At 57.3% G+C, this 21,066-nt stretch carries 11 protein-coding genes, 2 rRNA genes and 1 pseudogene; 5 read left to right on the top strand and 9 right to left on the bottom strand.

All coding sequences use genetic code 11. The features are described from left to right. Window positions 1-371 precede the first annotated feature (371 nt). From ACA068_RS03715 to ACA068_RS03700, 4 genes are all read left to right on the top strand, one after another. On the top strand, window positions 372-1,091 hold the full coding sequence (locus ACA068_RS03715) for a hypothetical protein (RefSeq protein ID WP_497307699.1): 720 nt from the start codon (window positions 372-374) through the stop codon (window positions 1,089-1,091). Beyond that, window positions 1,084-2,049 carry a phosphotransferase family protein gene (locus ACA068_RS03710; protein ID WP_497307697.1) on the top strand — a complete coding sequence of 322 codons (966 nt, stop codon included), beginning with the start codon at window positions 1,084-1,086 and terminating at the stop codon, window positions 2,047-2,049. Before ACA068_RS03715 ends, ACA068_RS03710 begins: the two co-directional genes overlap by 8 nt. 21 nt (window positions 2,050-2,070) lie before the next feature. Beyond that, complete coding sequence (locus ACA068_RS03705) at window positions 2,071-2,910, top strand: hypothetical protein (RefSeq protein ID WP_497307696.1); 840 nt, start codon at window positions 2,071-2,073, stop codon at window positions 2,908-2,910. 101 nt (window positions 2,911-3,011) lie between these two features. Beyond that, window positions 3,012-4,228, top strand: a protein-coding gene (locus ACA068_RS03700) for an IS3 family transposase (RefSeq protein ID WP_497304932.1) whose coding sequence is annotated in 2 segments (ribosomal slippage) — window positions 3,012-3,357 and window positions 3,357-4,228 — 1,218 coding nt in all. Because the reading frame shifts where the segments join, the coding sequence is not laid out codon by codon here. A 92-nt stretch (window positions 4,229-4,320) separates the two neighbouring features. Here the strand turns inward: ACA068_RS03700 and ACA068_RS03695 are convergent. After that, entirely contained in the window at window positions 4,321-5,814 is a 1,494-nt protein-coding gene (locus ACA068_RS03695) for a tyrosine-type recombinase/integrase (RefSeq protein ID WP_497307694.1), read from the bottom strand. A 41-nt stretch (window positions 5,815-5,855) separates the two neighbouring features. Between ACA068_RS03695 and ACA068_RS03690 the strand changes: the two are divergent. After that, window positions 5,856-5,996, top strand: a pseudogene (locus ACA068_RS03690) (LysR family transcriptional regulator); the annotation flags it as partial. Here the strand turns inward: ACA068_RS03690 and yfiB are convergent. The 8 genes from yfiB to ACA068_RS03650 form a co-directional block, all read right to left on the bottom strand. Continuing rightward, complete coding sequence (yfiB, locus tag ACA068_RS03685) at window positions 5,993-6,502, bottom strand: outer membrane lipoprotein YfiB (protein ID WP_497307693.1); 510 nt, start codon at window positions 6,500-6,502, stop codon at window positions 5,993-5,995. The pseudogene ACA068_RS03690 and the gene yfiB sit on opposite strands and share 4 nt — an antisense overlap. Continuing rightward, the gene (gene dgcN, locus ACA068_RS03680; RefSeq protein WP_497307691.1) at window positions 6,503-7,771 is read right to left on the bottom strand and encodes a diguanylate cyclase DgcN/YfiN; all 1,269 of its coding nucleotides are present in this window, start codon (window positions 7,769-7,771) and stop codon (window positions 6,503-6,505) included. Beyond that, window positions 7,768-8,343 carry a regulatory sequestration protein YfiR gene (yfiR, locus tag ACA068_RS03675; RefSeq protein ID WP_497307689.1) on the bottom strand — a complete coding sequence of 192 codons (576 nt, stop codon included), beginning with the start codon at window positions 8,341-8,343 and terminating at the stop codon, window positions 7,768-7,770. Before yfiR ends, dgcN begins: the two co-directional genes overlap by 4 nt. Window positions 8,344-8,459: 116 nt before the next feature. Beyond that, window positions 8,460-10,568 carry an exodeoxyribonuclease V subunit alpha gene (gene recD / locus ACA068_RS03670; RefSeq protein WP_497307687.1) on the bottom strand — a complete coding sequence of 703 codons (2,109 nt, stop codon included), beginning with the start codon at window positions 10,566-10,568 and terminating at the stop codon, window positions 8,460-8,462. Further along, window positions 10,565-14,254 (bottom strand): exodeoxyribonuclease V subunit beta, encoded by a 3,690-nt coding sequence (recB, locus tag ACA068_RS03665; protein ID WP_497307685.1) that lies wholly within the window; start codon window positions 14,252-14,254, stop codon window positions 10,565-10,567. Before recB ends, recD begins: the two co-directional genes overlap by 4 nt. Next, window positions 14,251-17,703: an exodeoxyribonuclease V subunit gamma gene (recC, locus tag ACA068_RS03660; protein ID WP_497307683.1), complete on the bottom strand. Its 3,453-nt coding sequence runs from the start codon at window positions 17,701-17,703 to the stop codon at window positions 14,251-14,253. Before recC ends, recB begins: the two co-directional genes overlap by 4 nt. A gap of 156 nt (window positions 17,704-17,859) precedes the next feature. Then, window positions 17,860-17,975: ribosomal RNA gene (gene rrf / locus ACA068_RS03655) — 5S ribosomal RNA — on the bottom strand. 173 nt (window positions 17,976-18,148) lie between these two features. Further along, window positions 18,149-21,040 (bottom strand): 23S ribosomal RNA (locus tag ACA068_RS03650). Window positions 21,041-21,066: the final 26 nt, after the last annotated feature.

Raw genomic sequence — 21,066 nt, 5'->3', positions numbered from 1 at the left:
AGGGGTTTTTGACAACAAACTTTCGTCCCGGTAGATACGGGTTTTCAAGGCATCCGGACGGTTTCTATCGCGCTACTACGCTCGCGCAGAAAGGCCAGGCCCCTCCGAGTCAAACAGAATTCACGTGGGAGCGCTTTGGCATGGAACGCTAAGGCATCTCAGCGAACTCAGCTCGGAGCTCCTCAAGTATCACTTCTGGGCGCTGGTCGATCAGACTCTCGGCAATCGGGTTGCTGGATTTCTCAGCGTTACACTTGCCAGTCTTGCAAATGCTCAGATGAACCATGCTGCACTCGCGCAGAGCTTCATCAGATGTCTACGCACCTGCTGTCCTGCCACTTACCCTTAGCTCTGTATACTTGAGCTCTACTATGCCGCTGAAGACACGTAAAACCATGATTCTCGCTAACGCTTATGCCGACATCAAACGAAGCCTCGAACTTTGGTGCGGCTATCCCATTCTGGCGGAGGCAATGCGAGCCTTTGAGGACCTGCAGGTATACGTGGCAGGAGGAGTTGTTCGTAACGCACTAATGGGAAATTCTGCAGTTCCCAAGGACTTCGACTTCTTCCTGCAGGGTACAAACGTCAAGGATGCGATCGACTATCTCGGGCTTAACGGTCGCCTGCAAGCTACTCCTTACGGCTCACCACGCTGGTATCCCGCAATTCATGAAAAGACGTACGCTGATCTAATTCCGGTCGCAGATTTTTCCCCTGGCCTCTGGGCTTGCGAAGACATCGTTGACGTCCTCGGCCAGTTCGACTTCACAGCCAATGCTGTCGCCTTCGACTTGCGAACCGGCGAAGCTTTCGACCCACAGAATGGCGCTCGTGATGCAGCTCGACACGTAATGAAAATGGTGCGTTTCGATTACCCTGAAGGGCCCTACGCAGCGTCCGCAACCCTAAACCGTAATGTTGTGCTCTGGTTCCGTATCATTCACTACACAAGTTCGCTCAAACTTACGCTCGAGCCGTTGACGCGGGAATGGCTTTGGGCTCGCCGCGATTACAAAGCGCAGCTTGACGACTTTGCATCACTGTTTTTCCGGCCTGACTTGAGCGCGCTGGAGACAATGCATGATTGAAACGGCGGACAATTCGATGCCCTACGTGCTTAACAAAGCTGCGGCAGGTATCGTCGAAGAACTGTTGAGTACACGTGTATTAGCCGTCGAGTTCCTGCATCAGGGCATGATGACTTTCAAATGTCGCGTGCGTACCGAGAACGATGACGATGTAATCGTACGTTTTTACCCCGCGAGCCGGTCGGGCATAGTGTTTCAGGAACCCGACCTATTGCTGCACTGTTATCGAGCTGGCATGTCTGTGCCAAAGCCGATTAGTGACTCGCGCTCAGGACCGTCTGCACCACTTAGCTACGTGGTCTATCGCCGTATCAGTGGCGAGACACTGGCTGACAGGCTGCCAAGTTTCGACAACGCGCGTCGTCGCGTAGCGGCAGAAGATCTCGCTTCGCATCTCTACCGGCTACAGGATCTGACAATCGAGGGGGCGGGGGAGATCGTCACTTGCATGGCAGCACGAAACTCCTCGTGGGACACTTTCGTCGAAGACGCTATGTGCACCGGTCTGGCGTCGATTAAGGACCATAAGCTGCTTGAGCCTTCTCTCACGAGCGAGATCGAACGTGTCATTTGCGCCGGGGCACCAGCTCAAGCGAGCGCGACGCAGCGACTCGTGTGGGGAGACATAAATTTCGGCAACATACTTGTCGAGGAAGATGGCCGTGTTGCCGGCCTAATTGACTTCGAGGGCTGTTTGAGTGGAGACCCACTTGCGACACTGGGTTACGCTGCTGCTGTCCACGGAACTGAACCGTTCTTCTCACAGTTACGGCAGGCTTGGCCTCGGACTCTATCGGAAGACGAGGAAAATCTCGTCGCTTGGTACACTCTCCTACGGGCGCTAAGGTTGGCCCGCTATGCGCACTTACCACTACCAACCGGGCGTCCGCGCGATCCGTTGGTCCATATCTTACCGGGCATCGTACCGGCCTTGCGGCGATTGGCCGCGAACTGCTGACCCGACCGCAAGGAGCACAACATGACCGAAACGAACCAGGACCTACCCCAGGCACCCGAGAAGGCTGCAGCAACTTCTGAACGCGGTAATAGCCCCCCGCAATTGGCTACTCAAATGCAGAAGATTATTCTCATTGGGAGCCATTTTGTGCTCGCGCTCGGCATGATCATCTGGACGTACTTCACTATCCAGAAGTACAACGAGGTCACCTTCGTAGAGAGCTCGACGTCATGGGAAATGCCGAACGGTGCACACCTCAAGGATAGCCCTGTCAACTTCCACTATGACCCAGAACGTCACACGCTAAATCACCGTGGACCGGTGGATGCGCAGCAGCAACTGCTGCTAAGGGACCTGCTCGAGTTTAATTCGGAATCCAGTGACACGGGCTCTGTGCCATCCATTACTCCTTCAGCGATCAATACGACCATTCGTTCGTACCAAGCAGCAATCGACAATCTTGCATACCAAGCAGGCGCTGCGCAGATCGGCCAGATTCAATTACTGCTGCTTCTTGGGTTTATGGGCGGAATTCTCGGCGCCATCCTGCGATCGCTTGTCGACTTCGTTGGGCACGCCTGCTACACCGATAAACTCGACCTGATGCATTGGTGGCCCCTCTACGCTACACGTCCAATAGTTGGAGCGATACTCGGGTTCCTACTCGTAATATTGCTGAAGTCGCGATTGTTAACCTCCGCTGAGATCCAACAAGGCAGCGATTCGTTCTGGTGGTTAGGTATAGCCGTGATTGGTGGCTTTAGTACTGTTGACGTCACGCAGCGTTTGCGCTTGACCGCGAAGGCACTATTCGGCACAGCGGATGACAAAAAGAGCAGCAGCCAAGGCTCAAACGGCTGAAGATGCAACCCACGGATATGAAGCAGGGTCATGGACGAGCCCCATGAAAGACAGGACACCGTTTCCCCCTTAAGATAAGGGATAGGCAAACGGTTATGTATATGACTAATAGTAGTGATAAGGGTGGGGAGCTGCTGGGCCAGGAGCGTCGTCGCCGTTGGAGCCCAGAGCAAAAGCTGGCGATGGTTCGCGAGAGTCTGCAACCAGGACAAAGTGTTTCGGTCGTGGCCCGGCGCCATGGCGTGAATGCCAACCAACTCTTCCAATGGCGCAAGCTTTATCAGAATGGCAGCCTCTCGGCGGTCAGTGCCGGAGAGACCGTAGTGCCGGCTTCTGAATTGGCCGACGCACTCAAACAGATCCGTGAGTTACAACGGATGCTGGGCAAGAAAACCATGCAAGTCGAGATCCTTCAGGAAGCCGTGGAGATTGCTCGGTCGCGAAAATGGATTGCGCACTCACCCTTGTTGCCGGGGGACGACCTGTGAAGCTGATCAGTGAAAGTCTCGGTGTAGCGCGCTCGCAATTAACGGTTCGACTCAAGCCAGCTGCACGGCCCGCAAGGCGTCGTCCAAGAATGGACGATGCCGCTTTGGTCAAAGAGATTCAGTCTGAAGTCAGTGAGTTGCCCAGCTATGGCTACCGCCGTGTGTGGGGTTTGCTCCGTCGTCGGCGCGAACAACAAAGTCAGGCGCCAATCAACGTCAAACGGGTCTATCGCGTGATGCGCGATCATCAGTTACTGCTGGAGCGTCGAATTAAACAGCCCGGAGTGGCGCGCCGCCATGAAGGCCGCATCGCAGTGGCCACCAGCGATACCCGCTGGTGCTCTGACGGGTTTGAGTTTCGCTGTGAAGACGGCGACAAGCTGAGCGTGACCTTCGCCCTGGACTGCTGCGACCGCGAAGCCATCGGCTGGGTGGCCAGCCCGACGGGGTACAGCGGCGACGATATCCGCGATCTGATGCTGGAAGCGGTGGAAACACGCTTCGGTGAAGAACCGCCTGCCACCCCGGTGCAATGGCTGAGCGATAACGGCTCGGCCTACATCGCTGAACAGACACGCCAGTTTGCCCGACAGATCGGTTTACAGCCGGTGACGACACCGGTGCGCAGCCCGCAGAGCAACGGCATGGCCGAGAGCTTCGTTAAAACGATGAAGCGCGACTACGTCGCGCACATGCCCAAACCTGACCGGGAAACCGCCTTGCGCAACCTGACGGTTGCCTTTGAGCATTACAACGAGGAGCATCCGCACAGCGCTCTAAAATACCGTTCACCGCGGGAGTTTAGGCGTTTGGCAGCGGCATCAATTTAACGGGGTATTGGTGTCCGGTTTAGCAGGGGCCAGTCCAGGTCAGACCCTGTGGATTGTATTTTTTATTGCACGTAAAAGCGCGCTCGAAAACCTCAGCGAGCACGAAGGTGTCTGCCAAGCAAACCACTTAACATCTCAGCAATGACCTCAACGGGCACCCCAGAACCATATGTGTCGAACGTAATAGTCCCCGAGGCATGTCCCATAACTGCCTGAGCGTGGACTGTAGGAACGCCCTTAACCTGCATCAGCGAAGCCAAGGAATGGCGAAGTGAGTGGTACGTGAGGCCAGCCTTGTGGTCACTTCCAAGAGCCTCAGGAATCGCTTGCCGGTTCGCCCAATCTCCTGCGGTCTTGTAGCCGATCTGCGCAAGTGATTTGTTTTGGTTTGCTTTGCAGGTCTCGACATATCGCAGGAATGCCGGAAGATCGAACCCATAGGCACCATCCGTCAACGGGATCAGCCTCTCACTACGCTTGTTCTTGATTGACTTGCCTTCCCCAACTTCATTGATATGGATGGCCGTGATCCCGGACTCATGGGTCTGAATGTCGCTCGTGGTCAATTGGGAGATTTCGTTTAGACGCCCGCCAGTGATGACTCCAAGACTGAGCAGCCAGCGCTTCCACGAGGTCTCAGGGAGGTTGCTCGCGTAGTCCATCACCTTGGTCACTTGAACCTGAGTGAACGCCCTACGAGTCGACTCAAGCCCTTTGGTGAGCTTCAATTTCTTGTCATATGTCTTGATCAGATGACCATTCTCGACCGCCCATGCGAACACTGCTGATAGCTTCACGATTAGCTTGTTGACCGTGGATGCTGCCCGAGTTGCATGTAGGCGATCTCTCATTGCTACAAGATCAGCCCTTGAGTGTTTCCGTAGGTCAAGGTCGCCCAGTTGTGCTGCGAGGACTCCATGACACAGCTTGGTTTCCTTTAGTGTCGAAGGCTTCTGGTCCTGCCCACGGTCAGCCAAATAGAGTCCTGAGAGGGTCTCGAAGGTCATTGGCGGCGACGCTAATACAGATAGGGAAGCAGGGACACTTTCCCCCATTTGCCCATGTTCGCCCTCAAGGTCCCGAATTATCTTCACCAAAGGTACGGAGTCGCCTTGTAGTCGTGCCTGAGCAGCAATCATCATCTGCTTTGCGTTCATCACATGCTCATGCTGATCGACACTGAGCGGCATCGTGGCAGCGATCTCAGCGAGGTTCGTCCTCACGTCTTCGTAAAGGTCGCCCCAGTCACGCAACGAATGAACCTCATGAGCAGTAGACAGTAGGTTCTCAGCCATCCAAAGCAGATGCTCCTTCAGCTCGCTAAACGTCGCCTTAGGATGGTCCAGATGGAATGCCTTGATGGTCTCTGCAAGTCGTTGTGAAGCGTCCATAGCGGCTCGTCTATCGGTGGTCTTGAGGGAAACGGAAGCACTTCGAGTGGTGCTCCCGGTTTCGCGGAGGCGCAGATAGTAAATGCCGTTGCGGCGATAGTGGTAGAGCTTGGCGAGCCGGGTAGTCGGCCTCAGATGAATGGCAAAACTTGTGACAGCACTTGTGACAGGACGATGCTCGGCAAGGATGTTCATGGCGGTTAGCCCCCGTATTCATTGGGTTAACCTTTCTTTCCTTCCAGTTCTGGATGTACTGCCGGGAGGACCTGCGCAAGCTCAAGCGGATTACCCTGTTGTGGGATTACATCCGCGCCGTCACTGAGCAGAATCAGAGTCTGTTGATGGGCGAAAACCGGGAGATGCTGTTCGCCGACTAATCGGCGCTCACCACGATCGATACCCGGCGGTTTTCGGTGCGGCCAGAGGCGGTGTCGTTCGACGTCACCGGCTGACTGCTGCCAAGACCGCGCAGCTGGATGTTTTCTTCTTTCATGCCCACCGTGGTCAGCACCTTGCCGACGCTTTTTGCGCGACGCAGGGAGAGTTGTTCGTTATAGGACTCTTTGCCCGAAGCATCGGTGTGACCGTCGACCCGCACTCGCTCGATGCCGACACCCAGCAGGGCCTTGCCGATCTGTTGGACGATCCCGGTACTGGCGGCGTTCAAGCTGTCGTCATCACTGCCAAACAGTACTTTGCCGGATAGACCGAACGCCCAGCCCTCATCAGTCAGCTCGAAGCCTTGCTGTTTGAGTACAGTGATTTGCGCCGGGGTCAGCCCCTTTTGCGGTGCGGTCTGGCACCCGGTCAATGCCAGCATGGCCATGAACAAGATGATTGCGAAAAATCGCAGGGAACGCTGGGTGATTGAGGACACGACCATTTAGCTCCTGGTTTGTACGTGGGCGACCGGGTGCTCCGACCCGGACGTGTGCTGCGCACCGCGGGAAAGGCGCTTGGCCTGGTACATCGCCGCATCGGCGGCATTGAGCAACGCGCCCGGGGTGGCACCATGATCCGGGTACACGGCAATACCGATACTGAGTGAAGTCAGGACCTGGGTATGACCCGGTAACGGGATTGGGACTTCCATGCTGGCGAGGATCTTGTCAGCAATCCGCTCGGCGTCTTCGGTTTTATGCAGCGGCGTCAGCAATACCGCAAACTCGTCGCCGCCCAGACGTGCAACCAGATCCTCTTCACGCAACTGCGCCCGAACCCTGCTGGCGACGGCGACCAGCACGGCGTCACCGGCGGCATGACCGAAGCTGTCATTGATTTCCTTGAAACGATCGCTGTCGAGAAACAGCACAGCCACGCGTTCATTGAGCTTGTGGGCATTGCGCAGCGCGCGAATCAGTCGGCCTTCGAAAAACGCCCGGTTCGGTAGTCCGGTGAGACTGTCGTGGCTGGCCTGGTGCGCCAGGGTTTCGTTTTCGCTTTGCAGGTGGGTCTGCCAGGACTCGAGTTCATCGAGCAAGGCATTGAAGTCGTTGCCCAGGTTGTCGAGTTCAGCGATATCGGCGGGTGGCACGCGCCGGTCGAAGGCTCGATCGCTGCGGGCGGCGTGGGCTACGGCGGCCAGGCTTCGCAGAGGCCCCGTAATCCCGCGAAGTTGTCGGCGCGCCAGATAGAGTGCGACCCAGGCGCTGATCGCTGTGCACAGGACGATTCCCACCAGACCGCTGAGCAAGAAGCGCAACAGACTGCCGCCGTGCCCCGTTAGCTGGATGCTGCCGATTTCCCGACCTTGATGAACGATCGGCATGTCGATGGGTTTTTCCAGAAAGGCTTTGGCGATCTGCAATTCCAGATCGGAGAACAATCCGCTTTCCGGTCGCTGCCAACGGGCCAGTAACCGGCCTTTTTCATCCAGCACCTTGGCGTCAGCGACTTCTTCAGTGGAGGCGATCAATGCCAGGGCCTCAGTGGCTGCGGCTTTGTCGTTGAACACCACGGCGGCTTCCACTGTGTAATTGATCGAGCGTGCGATCAGGTGCAGGTTGTGGTCGGCATACACCCGCAAGGCCAACACACCCAACAGTGTCAGCGAGAGGCTGGCCATGGCCACGCCTACCAGGGCGACGATCAAATGTCCGCGGCCAATGACCGAGCGTAACGTTGGGCGACTACCCGGTTTGAATAGACTCATGGCGCCGCCGGCTTGCGGCGGGACAGTTGCAGCACACTGGGGTGAATGCGCACGCCGCTGCGGGCGACGGAGTCGAGGTTGACCTCGAAAGACACCTGATCATCAGTGACCCTGAGGCAAAACAGACTGCCGACGGTGCATTGATCATCGCTCTCGCTGATGCTCAACACCGGGCGTCCTGTCAGCGAAGCAAAGAGTTGGCGGCGCTCGTCGTCGGTCAACTTGCCGATGTACACCGCATCGCATTCACCGACAATCGACGGATTGTCGGCCAACAGCCGACGCACGGTGACGGACCGGCCGGTGGCCTGGGTCGTGCCCTTGACCAGATCGTCGGTGTATTCGGTAGGGCCGACCACACACAGGCGCAGTCGTGCAGGCTCAACAGGCCAGCGCGCGTAACTGAGAATTCCGAGGACAACCTGAGTGACCGATCTGGCGCGTTGGTCGGCCATGCTCACCGGGGTTTCCGATTGAGCGAACACAACACCGGTCAGCAAACAGAGAAACCCCGCGAGCAGCACTTGCTTGCGGCCAACGACGCGCCCTGTCGTCCAGACAGCCACCTTCATGCGGGATTCTCTTCGATGTTACGAAATGATGCCGCAACGATAGCATAGCGTTGGCACCCCAGCGAGGCGGCGCACTACGGCACTTCAGACAGTTTCCGTCGTCCAGCGCCACCCATTCAATGGCTCGGCTCAATCCCATCTTCCAACTCCAGCATCAACCCGCTCAAGCGTTTGACCTTGCGTCGCACCGCCTCCTCGAACACCCCGGCACGCGGCTCGATCAAGGTGAACCAGTTCTTGGCCCGGGTGATCCCGGTGTAGATCAGTTCCTTGGTGAGCACAGGGTTCAGGGCATCCGGCAGAATCAACGCCGTATGGGCAAACTCCGAGCCCTGGGATTTGTGTACGGTCATGGCATAAACCGTCTCGACATCGTTGAGTCGACTGGGCAGAACGAATCGCACGCCACCTTGGCCATCATTGCGCGGGAACGCCACACGCAGGACTTGCTTGCCTGCATCGGGTCCATCACGTTCCGGCAGTTTGAGGGCAATGCCGATATCTCCGTTCATCAACCCCAGGCCATAGTCATTACGCGTCATCAATACGGGTCGGCCTTCGTACCACTGCTGGTCGCTGTCGATCAGTCGAGCCTTGAGCAGCGCGGCGGTCACACGTTGATTCAATCCCTCCACGCCCCATGGCCCTTTGCGTACCGCGCACAACAACTGGAAGGCGTCGAAAGCTTGCAATACCTGACGCGCCCAATCGGTCCAGCGTGAGTCTTCGAGCAGACTGTCGAGCGGTGGCCGTTGGCTGCGAAGCAGACTCAGGTAATGGCGATAGCCTTGCGGTCCGTCGCCATGGCCTTCGAGCAGCAAGCTTTCGAGCGCCCGATCGTGCTCACCTTTGAGGGGCAGGGAAAACACGTCGGCATGACTTCGAGCAGCCAGCAACGTGCGGGCTTCCTCCGGTTGTTGCTGGTTGACCCAACGCGCCAACTGGCCAATGCCACTGCCCTCACCGAACCGGCGCGAGTGACGCAGCATCACCACTTGCTGGGCCAGGGGGTGACTTGCGTCAGCGTCTTCCTGCAAACCGCTGGCCACCAGGCTTTCACCACTGACTGTCTCCAGCCACTGGCGCGTCTGCGGGCTGTACCAACCGGCCTCGGCGTCGCGGCACAAATCACCGAGCACGGCGCCGGCCTCTACCGATGCCAACTGGTCCTTGTCACCGAGCAACACCAGCCGGGCATGGGCCGGCATCGCGTCGAGCAGATTGGCCATCATCTCCAGGTCAATCATCGAGGCTTCGTCCACCACCAGCACATCCAGCGGCAAGCGATTACCGGCATGGTGACGGAAGTGCCGGGTACCGGGGCGACTGCCAAGCAAGCGGTGCACGGTAGTCACGTCAGAGGGGATCTTGTTTCTTACGGATTCATCGACTTCCAGCGTCCTGACTTGCTGGCTGATGGACTCTGTCAGCCGTGCCGCCGCTTTGCCGGTGGGTGCGGCAAGACGGATGCGCAGCGGTTTACCAGCCTCCACTGCCGGGGCCTGGAGCAATGCCAGCAAGCGCACGACCGTGGTGGTTTTACCGGTCCCCGGGCCGCCGGTGACGATGCTGAATGCACTGCGGGTAGCCAGGGCACAGGCGAGTTTCTGCCAGTCGATCACGTCGCCGGGGCTGGCTGGACCGAATAAGCCAGTGAGTCGCCCGGGCAAGTCATTGGGCGTTGTTTCGTGTTCAGCCAGGCGCAGACGCAGGGCGTTGTCGATGCGCCTTTCGTAAGCCCAGTAGCGACGCAGGTACAGGCGCTTGCCCGATAAAACCAAGGGCCGTGATTGCGCAGCCTCACGACCATCGACCGCCAGAGCCACCAGACGGCTGGACGCCAGGACCTTGCACCAATGGGCGCCATCCAGCGTTTCAAGCAATTGCGATGGCAACACCATCGCGCCGCTTTGCAGATCGCCCTCCGGTGGCAACGACAGGGCGAAATCCGGCTCCTTGAGCGTCTCGAACAGGTCCAGGCAGACATGGCCGTGACCCAATTGGTGACTGGTCAATGCGGCGGCGAGCAACACCAACGGATCGTCGTCGGGGGCAAGCTCGTGGAGGAAGGCCACAAAGGCCTTATCCAGAGCCCGCAGCCAGCCGCGTTCAACCCAGCGTGCCAGTAACAGTAACAAGTCATCGGCGCGACTCAGGGGCGCCAGATCCGCCAGGCTTTCGGCTGCCAATGGCGTGGGCAGCAAATCGGCGAAGGTGCGGCTCATAGCAGTACTCCCTGTTCCCAGGCGGGTTCGGTCTTGGGCACTGGCTTGCCCTGGAAGAGTCGATCCAGACGCTCGATCAGCTCTCTGGGTGGACGGGCGAAATAGACGCCCTGGGTTGATGCCCGTGTGCCGCGCAAGAACAGGTACAGCGCGCCACCGACATGCCGGTCGTAATCGTAGTCGGCAAGCCGCGCCTTGAGCTGGCGATGCAGGGCCAACAGGTACAACACGTATTGCAGGTCGTAACGATTGTCGAGAATCGACTGCTCCATGGCCTGCTCGGTGTACGCCGCGTCATCGGGCCCCAGCCAGTTGGATTTGTAGTCGGCGACGTAATAACGACCGTCGTGCTCGAACGTCAGGTCGATGAAGCCCTTGAACATGCCGTTGAGCAAGACCGGTTCAGCGGCGACCCGAGCGACGCCGTTGTGCGTATGTTGACGCACCAATTCATCAAGCTTGAGCACGTCGACTTTATGACTGGCGAACCAGAATTCCATCTCGACGCGGTATTGAGTGAGCTGCTCGAACACGACCGGAGCCAGCCCCCCGCCAAGGTGCAACGAAGACTTGAGCAAGTGTTGCAGCCAATCGCTCAGGGTGCTGATCCAGCCTTCCCAGCCACGGCGATTGCAGCGGCGGGCAATGGCATCTTCCACGACTTGTGGTGCAGCAGAAAAACCTTCATCACCGGCCCACTCCAGCAAACCATGGAGAAAGGTGCCGGGGTTGGGGCCGCGGGGGAATCGATGGATATCGGCACCACCGGCAGCCACTTCTCGTGGCGCCTGCGGATCGAGGCGTTCGTCGTCAAAGAGCTTTTGCGCCTGCGGGTTCTCCGGGGCTTCGTCACTGCCCACGCTCAGACTGTCGCCGATGCGCAAGGCACTGTACGAAGCAATCCACCAGTTTTCACTGGCTTTGCGCTTGGGTATCAGCGGCGCAAGCAACGTCGCGTCATTGCGTGGCGGATGGTAATGCTCGGCCGTTGCTGGCGGCATATCACCGTATAGAAGTGCCGGGCAGTCCTGTTGTAGATCTTCGAGCCAGCGTTTCAAGCCTGCGGATTCAGCCAATAGCGCCCCGCCGCCCAACAAGTATCCCAACGCAGAAAGGTGCAGCACCGAGCTGTTGTTATTGCCGCGTTTGAGATCGGTTACACCCAGCCAGCAGGCATGTTGCGCCCGGGTCAGGGCGACATAGAGCAACCGCAGATCCTCGGCCAGACGCTCCTCATCGGCCAGGGCGATCAACTCGGCAGTCGGCTTCAAGGTCACCTGCGCCTTGCCGTTTGCATCGTGGTAATGCAGCGGCAAACGGCTGCCATCCACCGGTTTCGCCGAGCAAATGAACGGCAGAAACACCAAGGGATACTCAAGCCCCTTGGACTTGTGAATGGTCACGACCTTGACCAGTTGCTCGTCGCTTTCCAGACGCAGGATCTGTTCTTCACCGGCCTGACCGGATAACGCCAGATGCTCAGACAAATGACGAATCAACGCTTGCTCGCCGTCGAGTTCGGCAGCGGATTGTTGCAATAGCTCGGACAGGTGCAGCAAGTTAGTCAGTACACGTTCGCCGTCGCTGCGCGCGATCAACGACCGGGGCAACTGGAAGTCATGCAGCAAGCGCCGCAACATGGGCAGCACGCCTTGCTTGCGCCACAGCTCGCGATAACCGCGGAACTGCATGACCCGCGCTTCCCAGGCCAGTTCGTCCTGATTCAGCCGCTCCAGTTCCGCCAGGGAAAGGTTCAGCGTGATGCTGGCCAAAGCGGCTCGCAGCGGTCGCTCGACATCCGGTTCGGCACAGGCTTTGAGCCAAGTCAGCAGGTCGTGGGCTTCTTGAGCGGCGAACACCGAATCCTTGTCCGACAGATAAACGCTGCGCACCCCGCGTGCAGACAGTTCGCTACGCACGGCCTGGGCCTCTTTGCCGTCGCGAACCAGAATGGCGATGTCCGCGGGCAGCAGGCCCCGGAAATCCTTGTCCTTCTCTATGAAACCTGCCCGACCTTCCTGGCCACCATTGAGTAACGCGGTGATTTCACTGGCGCACGCGGCGGCGAGTTTTTGTCGGTATTGCGCGCCGGACAGCGGCTGATCGGCGGACAGGTGCCAGATGTTCAGAGCCGGCACGAGATGGCCATTGATGTGCAGAACTTCTTTGCGCCCTTGGGACTCGACGGGCAGGAACGGTACCGGGTTCTCACCATTCTTTTCACGAAACAGAAACGCACCGCGCCCCAGCTCACGAGACTCCGCGCGCTCGAACACATGGTTCACCGCATTGACCATGCCATGGCTGGAACGGAAATTCGTCCCCAGGGTATGCAGACGGCCGGCGGTGGCCTGGCGGGCGCGCAGGTAGGTGTAGATGTCGGCGCCGCGAAAGGCGTAGATCGCTTGCTTGGGGTCGCCGATCAGAAACAGGCCGCATTCAGGGTTGTTGTCTTCGATGCGATAGATGCTTTCGAAAATCCGGTACTGCACCGGGTCGGTGTCCTGGAACTCATCGATCAGCGCCACCGGAAACTGCTCGCGAATCAGGGTCGCCAGGCGTTCACCACCCTCGGATTGCAACGCCGCATCGAGGCGCAGCAGCATGTCATCGAAGCCCATTTCCGCGCGGCGACGTTTTTCTTCCTCGAACCGGGCTCCGACCCACTGCGCGGCATGTTGCAGAACGGCAGCGTCGGGGGTTGGCAAGCCGTCGAGGCTGGCCTTGAGCCTGGGCATGGCGTCCAGCCCCGGATGACTGGGGGCGTCGCCTTTCCAGGCTTCGGCCATGCCGTCAGGCGTCAGGCGAGTGAAGCCGGTGCCGATGTCCAGTTGCTCAAGGGATTCATCTTCGGCCCAGGCTTTGAGCTTTTCGAACCAGGGTTCGAAATAACGTGCCTGCATCTTTCGACCGTCGACACTTTTGCTCGCAACACCTTGGTGACAGATGGCAAGCAGCTCGTCCGCCCATTGGCGCCAGGGCATCTTGAGTTCGAGCAAGGCCAATCGCCGTTCCTGCAAGCACTCAACGATCAGCTCGGCAGGCTCCTTGCCTTCAACGCTGTCACGCTCACTGGCAAACAAACTGCGTACTCGCGGCAATAACGCCGCCGGCCCCCCCCAATTACCCCGCACCCAGTTGAGTGCATCACCTTGCATCGGGTAACAGAACAGCCGCCAGTAATCGCGCAGGACTTCGCCCAGCAAGTCACTGTGATCGGTTTCCAGGGTCTGGGTAAACAGGCTGCCACTGTCAAAGGCGTGCTCGCGCAACATGCGCTGGCACCAACTGTGAATGGTCGAGACGGCGGCTTCATCCATCCACTGTGCGGCAATGTCCAGACGGTTCGCACAGCCGGACCACTGTTCAGGGAGGTACTGGTCACGCAATTCCGCGATGAGGCTATCGGGTGCCTGAGTCTCGTCACGAAAGTATCGGGCCGCCTCTGCCAGACGGGTGCGAATACGTTCGCGCAGCTCTTTGGTCGCGGCATCGGTGAACGTGACAACGAGGATTTGCGGCGGCAACAGTTCACGCCCAAAACCACTCGATTCGCCACCGTGACCGAGGACCAGACGCAGGTACAGCGCAGAAATGGTGAACGTCTTGCCGGTACCGGCGCTGGCTTCGATCAGTTGGCTGCCGCTCAAGGGAAAAGCCAGGGCCAGTGGTGTTTTCGTGGTCATGAGCGCGCCTCCTCGCTGGTCAATGAACGCCAGGGGGCTTCAAGCATTGGTTTGTACAAGGCGTTGCACCAATCGGGAAAGGTCTCCTCGGCGGTCAGAGCGTCGTAGTCGGCGAACTGCCGGGCCAGTGCCGGGCTTTCACGGCGTTCGCCGTCGGTGGTTTGACCGTCACCTTCATAGGCTTTGCGAGCGGCGGCATCGGCTTTGACCGGGTCAGTTTGAGAGAGCCATGCGAAGGCGGTTTTCACGGCAATCGGGAGGGATTGGCGCATGCCGGTTTGCCATGCTTGCAACAGGTTACTCAGGGCATGACGTGCAGCGCCCTGCTCCAAAGGGGCCAGTAGCAGACTGTCGTCACTGGCGACCAACGCGGTGGTCATCGACATGCCGCTGGCGCAAGCGACAATGTGATTGACCCAAGGTCGCGTCAGCCGATGCCACTTGCGGGTCTTGATCGAGCCGATGCTGTTGGGAATCGTGGTAACCGCCAACAAACCGCCATCCGCACGTTGGTGCAGGTCACTGAGCCAGCCTTCAAGGCGCAGACCTTCGAACTCCAGGTTGACTGGCAACGCACTGGTTAGCGGTGTCGGCCACAACGCAAGGAGTTGTTGATAACGCTGCAACAGATCCGGCAATGGCTCGATCAATTCTCGCTGCAGGCATTCGCCGAAACCGGCCATGGGCAAGAGCCCACTGTTTTGCAAACGTTTAGCCTGGGCCTCAAGCGCTTGATCGGCGTGATCCAGTTGTCCTAGCGCCGCTTCGAGCAAGCTGTCACTAAGGCTATAGCGCTGGAGGGCATCGAGTACAAAGGGCTCTTCATCGGCCAACGGTGCTTCAGCCGCTTCGAAGAAAACCTTGAGTCGCTGACTGAAAAAATGTCGCACGGGATTGCGCAGGAAGTCCTGCAATTGACCGAGGCTCAACGGCTCTTCCTGAACATAGGCATCAAGGACCTTGATGTCCGTTGCCTGTTCACTGGCTTGATGAAGCACCTGCCACTCGCTGGCGAAGCTGAACAGGTCACCACCTTCATGAAAATAGCGAGCACTGAAGGGTTGCAGCGGGTGTTCCTGAGTCAAGGATTCCAGCAGCTTTTCACTGTCGACCTGTAATCGCCAGCCGCCTGCGAGATGATCGCGCAGTTGGCCAATCAGTACCGAGGCCGGGCGCTCGCTATTGTCACGAATGCTGCGGCCGACCCAACTGATATAGAGTTGGTCACGTGCCGACAACAGGGCTTCCAACAAGAGATAGCGGTCATCCTCACGCCGGGAACGATCACCTGGGCGGTAGTCGCTGCCCATGAGATCGAAGTCCAGCGGTGGTTGTGCGCGCGGGTAATCTCCGTCATTCATCCCGAGCAGACAAACGAGTTTGAAGGGGATCGCCCTCATCGGCATCAAGGTGCAGAAATTGACCGCCCCGGCCAGGAAGCGCTGGGACAGGCGGCCCTGGTCGAGGCCTGCCAGCCAGGCTTCACGGACCACGGTCAAAGGCAACTCATCATGCAAGCCCACTGATTCGCAGGTATCGAGCCAGGTTTCCCGCAGCTCTTCAAGTTGGCCCAGCAAGTAGTCGTCATGCTCATTGCTGGCCTGAAAGAACAACTGCACCAAAGCCTGCATCCTGACGGCCCATTGCTTGGGCGGTGCCGGTTGAGTCAGCTCCTGGTGGGCAATTTCCAACGCGTCCAGCAGCGCAACCAAAGGACCGATGAGCGCAGCATCCAGACCGCCAATCTCGTCGTAAGGCTCAATGCCTTCGCAGGCAGCGGCAGTGCCGACGGCATAACCGAGCAGCATCCGGCGCAGGCCAAAACGCCAACTGTTTTGCTCCAGTTCTTCAGGCAAGCCCAAACCCGCACGCTGCTCGGCATTCATTCCCCAGCGAATACCAGCACCTTCGATCCAGCGATGCAGGGTGGGCAGGTCACGTTCCTCTACACCGAAGCGAGCGCGCAATGCGGGAACGTCCAGCAAATCGAGGATCTCGCTCACGGGGAAGCGGCTGTCAGGTAGCTTGAGTAGATGTTCGACAGCAATCAGCAGCGGATCACGACCGCGCTGGCCTTGATCCGCCAGTGTGAAGGGAATGAAGCGCGGATCGAAGCGATCAAGTTGACCGAATACTGCACGGATATGCGGAGCGTAGCTGTCGATGTCCGGAACCATCACTATTACGTCGCGAGGTTTCAAGTCTGGATCGGCACTGAAGCGTGCGAGCAACTGATCGTGGAGGATCTCCACTTCGCGCTGGGCGCTATGAGCGATGTGGAAACGAATGGATTCGTCCTGATTGAGATCGACAGGCGGCCAGAGTTCGCGGGTTTCGTTCAGGGGGCGCAGTTCAAGGATGTCGTCCTGCAACTGGTTAAGCAGGGTCTGTGGCTGGCTATCACTGAACAAGTCGATTCGCCCATCACGAAATGCCGAGCGGTAGCTGTTGGGATCGTCGTAGCTGTCGAGCAGATTGATATAGTCCCGCCCCTGCTTGCCCCATGCCGCCAATAGCGGGTGAGCATGTTGGTGAAGAGTTTGCGGATCAAGCACAACAGGCATACCGCTCTTGCGAGCCTGGCGTTTGTATTGATGCCGCAATAGGTCTTTATCGGCGACGATGTCTGCCCAATGGTGACGACATGGGTTGTGTACGCAAAGCAGAACCTGGCTGAATCGCGCTAGTCCGGCGAGAGCTTCGAGCGCTTGTGCCGGGAGAGAGGAGATCCCGAAAACGATCACCCGAGAAGGTAATCCACTGGGTGCCACGTCGAGGCTCTTGATACGTTCGATGAACCGTTGATGCACACCGGCACGGCTTTGCGCCATGCCTTGCTCACCCACATCCAGCAACAGCGCACGCCACAACTCTGCCTGCCAGCAGTTGGCTGGGGTCAGGGGCTTGGCTTCGCCTCGGCCGTTTCGCAATTGATGACGACCTTCCGCCCAGTCTTCGAGCCAGTCGGCTCGGTATACCTGATATTGGTCGAACAGATCCGCCAGCCGCTCGGACAACTGGTAGCGTTTACGTAGATCGGAGTCATTGGTAAGGAAGCGTTCCAGCGGTTCGAAATGCGGTTGATTGATCAGCTGCGGAAGCAGACGCATCAACCGCCAGGTCAGTGGGGCCTTATCGAGCAGGGATTTAACCGGAATTTCATCACGGCCCAAAACCATGCGATAGAGCTGCCACATGAAGCTGCCCGGAAGTTGAACGTCGATGGCTGCTGCAATGCCGCAGCCGCCCATGTCGTCTTCTTCAGGGTCTTCAGCCAGAGCCAGTTTCAGCCACTGGGCGATGCCGTTGCTCTGTACCAGGGCGATTTCATTTTCCAAGGGAGCCAGCGGGTAGCGGCGCATCCAGCTGACCACCAGACTGCGCAACTCGTCCAGGCGATTACCGTGAACCACCATAAAACCAGCACTGAGGGACGTCGCGTCCGGCATAAAGGCTTCCTTGGGAAAATACAAAAGCTAGGGCCGAACCTTAGCATTGTCGGGAGACTGTGACAGCCGGGAGCCGTCCGATGTTGCTGTACGAACTTTCCTGCGGGCAAAACAAAACCCCTACCTGCATACGCAGATAGGGGTTTCGGAATTTAATCTTGACGATGACCTACTCTCACATGGGGAAACCCCACACTACCATCGGCGATGCATCGTTTCACTGCTGAGTTCGGGATGGGATCAGGTGGTTCCAATGCTCTATGGTCGTCAAGAAATTCGGTAGCCAGGTCGTTCTCCTTACGGATTACGCTCCAGCGAATGGGTATGTGATAGATCTCGGTGTTTTGTGAGTTTTTCGAACTTTCGGCTCGTTTCGTCTTCACACACCGCAATCTGGTGCTCTTTTGCTTTTCAGCTCAAAGCTTGCAAATTGCTTGGGTGTTATATGGTCAAGCCTCACGGGCAATTAGTATTGGTTAGCTCAACGCCTCACAGCGCTTACACACCCAACCTATCAACGTCGTAGTCTTCGACGGCCCTTCAGGGGACTCAAGGTCCCAGTGAGATCTCATCTTGAGGCTAGTTTCCCGCTTAGATGCTTTCAGCGGTTATCTATTCCGAACATAGCTACCCGGCAATGCCACTGGCGTGACAACCGGAACACCAGAGGTTCGTCCACTCCGGTCCTCTCGTACTAGGAGCAGCCCCTCTCAAATCTCAAACGTCCACGGCAGATAGGGACCGAACTGTCTCACGACGTTCTAAACCCAGCTCGCGTACCACTTTAAATGGCGAACAGCCATACCCTTGGGACCGGCTTCAGCCCCAGGATGTGATGAGCCGACATCGAGGTGCCAAACACCGCCGTCGATATGAACTCTTGGGCGGTATCAGCCTGTTATCCCCGGAGTACCTTTTATCCGTTGAGCGATGGCCCTTCCATACAGAACCACCGGATCACTAAGACCTACTTTCGTACCTGCTCGACGTGTCTGTCTCGCAGTCAAGCGCGCTTTTGCCTTTATACTCTACGACCGATTTCCGACCGGTCTGAGCGCACCTTCGTACTCCTCCGTTACTCTTTAGGAGGAGACCGCCCCAGTCAAACTACCCACCATACACTGTCCTCGATCCGGATAACGGACCTGAGTTAGAACCTCAAAGTTGCCAGGGTGGTATTTCAAGGTTGGCTCCACGCGAACTGGCGTCCACGCTTCAAAGCCTCCCACCTATCCTACACAAGCAAATTCAAAGTCCAGTGCAAAGCTATAGTAAAGGTTCACGGGGTCTTTCCGTCTAGCCGCGGATACACTGCATCTTCACAGCGATTTCAATTTCACTGAGTCTCGGGTGGAGACAGCGCCGCCATCGTTACGCCATTCGTGCAGGTCGGAACTTACCCGACAAGGAATTTCGCTACCTTAGGACCGTTATAGTTACGGCCGCCGTTTACCGGGGCTTCGATCAAGAGCTTCGCGTTAGCTAACCCCATCAATTAACCTTCCGGCACCGGGCAGGCGTCACACCCTATACGTCCACTTTCGTGTTTGCAGAGTGCTGTGTTTTTAATAAACAGTCGCAGCGGCCTGGTATCTTCGACCGGCATGAGCTTACGGAGCAAGTCCTTCACCCTCACCGGCGCACCTTCTCCCGAAGTTACGGTGCCATTTTGCCTAGTTCCTTCACCCGAGTTCTCTCAAGCGCCTTGGTATTCTCTACCCAACCACCTGTGTCGGTTTGGGGTACGGTTCCTGGTTACCTGAAGCTTAGAAGCTTTTCTTGGAAGCATGGCATCAACCACTTCGTGTTCTAAAAGAACACTCGTCATCAGCTCTCGGCCTTAGAATCCCGGATTTACCTAAGATTCCAGCCTACCACCTTAAACTTGGACAACCAACGCCAAGCTGGCCTAGCCTTCTCCGTCCCTCCATCGCAATAACCAGAAGTACAGGAATATTAACCTGTTTTCCATCGACTACGCTTTTCAGCCTCGCCTTAGGGACCGACTAACCCTGCGTCGATTAACGTTGCGCAGGAAACCTTGGTCTTTCGGCGTGGGTGTTTTTCACACCCATTGTCGTTACTCATGTCAGCATTCGCACTTCTGATACCTCCAGCAAGCTTCTCAACTCACCTTCACAGGCTTACAGAACGCTCCTCTACCGCATCACCTAAGTGATACCCGTAGCTTCGGTGTATGGTTTGAGCCCCGTTACATCTTCCGCGCAGGCCGACTCGACTAGTGAGCTATTACGCTTTCTTTAAAGGGTGGCTGCTTCTAAGCCAACCTCCTAGCTGTCTAAGCCTTCCCACATCGTTTCCCACTTAACCATAACTTTGGGACCTTAGCTGACGGTCTGGGTTGTTTCCCTTTTCACGACGGACGTTAGCACCCGCCGTGTGTCTCCCATGCTCGGCACTTGTAGGTATTCGGAGTTTGCATCGGTTTGGTAAGTCGGGATGACCCCCTAGCCGAAACAGTGCTCTACCCCCTACAGTGATACATGAGGCGCTACCTAAATAGCTTTCGAGGAGAACCAGCTATCTCCGAGCTTGATTAGCCTTTCACTCCGATCCACAGGTCATCCGCTAACTTTTCAACGGTAGTCGGTTCGGTCCTCCAGTTAGTGTTACCCAACCTTCAACCTGCCCATGGATAGATCGCCCGGTTTCGGGTCTATTCCCAGCGACTAGACGCCCTATTAAGACTCGCTTTCGCTACGCCTCCCCTATTCGGTTAAGCTCGCCACTGAAAATAAGTCGCTGACCCATTATACAAAAGGTACGCAGTCACCCAACAAAGTGGGCTCCCACTGCTTGTACGCATACGGTTTCAGGATCTATTTCACTCCCCTCTCCGGGGTTCTTTTCGCCTTTCCCTCACGGTACTAGTTCACTATCGGTCAGTCAGTAGTATTTAGCCTTGGAGGATGGTCCCCCCATATTCAGACAAAGTTTCTCGTGCTCCGTCCTACTCGATTTCATGACTAAGAGATTTTCGCGTACAGGGCTATCACCCACTATGGCCGCACTTTCCAGAGCGTTCCGCTAATCTCAAAGCCACTTAAGGGCTAGTCCCCGTTCGCTCGCCACTACTAAGGGAATCTCGGTTGATTTCTTTTCCTCAGGGTACTTAGATGTTTCAGTTCCCCTGGTTCGCCTCTTAAGCCTATGTATTCAGCTTAAGATAACCATCTTATGATGGCTGGGTTCCCCCATTCAGACATCTCCGGATCAAAGTCTGTTTGCCGACTCCCCGAAGCTTTTCGCAGGCTACCACGTCTTTCATCGCCTCTGACTGCCAAGGCATCCACCGTATGCGCTTCTTCACTTGACCATATAACCCCAAGCAATCTGGTTATA

The sequence above is a fragment of the Pseudomonas sp. LBUM1660 genome (genome assembly GCF_059695935.1).
The sequence above is the reverse complement of the archived record's forward strand: the minus strand, read 5'-3'. Positions and strand labels throughout refer to the sequence as shown.

Coding starts and splice junctions, on each gene's coding strand:
- ACA068_RS03710 (WP_497307697.1), top strand. CDS start 1,084: ATGATTGAAACGGCGGACAATTCGATGCCCTACGTGCTTAACAAAGCT.
- recC (WP_497307683.1), bottom strand. CDS start 17,703: ATGCCGGACGCGACGTCCCTCAGTGCTGGTTTTATGGTGGTTCACGGT.
- yfiR (WP_497307689.1), bottom strand. CDS start 8,343: ATGAAGGTGGCTGTCTGGACGACAGGGCGCGTCGTTGGCCGCAAGCAA.
- ACA068_RS03705 (WP_497307696.1), top strand. CDS start 2,071: ATGACCGAAACGAACCAGGACCTACCCCAGGCACCCGAGAAGGCTGCA.
- recD (WP_497307687.1), bottom strand. CDS start 10,568: ATGAGCCGCACCTTCGCCGATTTGCTGCCCACGCCATTGGCAGCCGAA.
- ACA068_RS03695 (WP_497307694.1), bottom strand. CDS start 5,814: ATGAACATCCTTGCCGAGCATCGTCCTGTCACAAGTGCTGTCACAAGT.
- ACA068_RS03715 (WP_497307699.1), top strand. CDS start 372: ATGCCGCTGAAGACACGTAAAACCATGATTCTCGCTAACGCTTATGCC.
- yfiB (WP_497307693.1), bottom strand. CDS start 6,502: ATGGTCGTGTCCTCAATCACCCAGCGTTCCCTGCGATTTTTCGCAATC.
- dgcN (WP_497307691.1), bottom strand. CDS start 7,771: ATGAGTCTATTCAAACCGGGTAGTCGCCCAACGTTACGCTCGGTCATT.
- recB (WP_497307685.1), bottom strand. CDS start 14,254: ATGACCACGAAAACACCACTGGCCCTGGCTTTTCCCTTGAGCGGCAGC.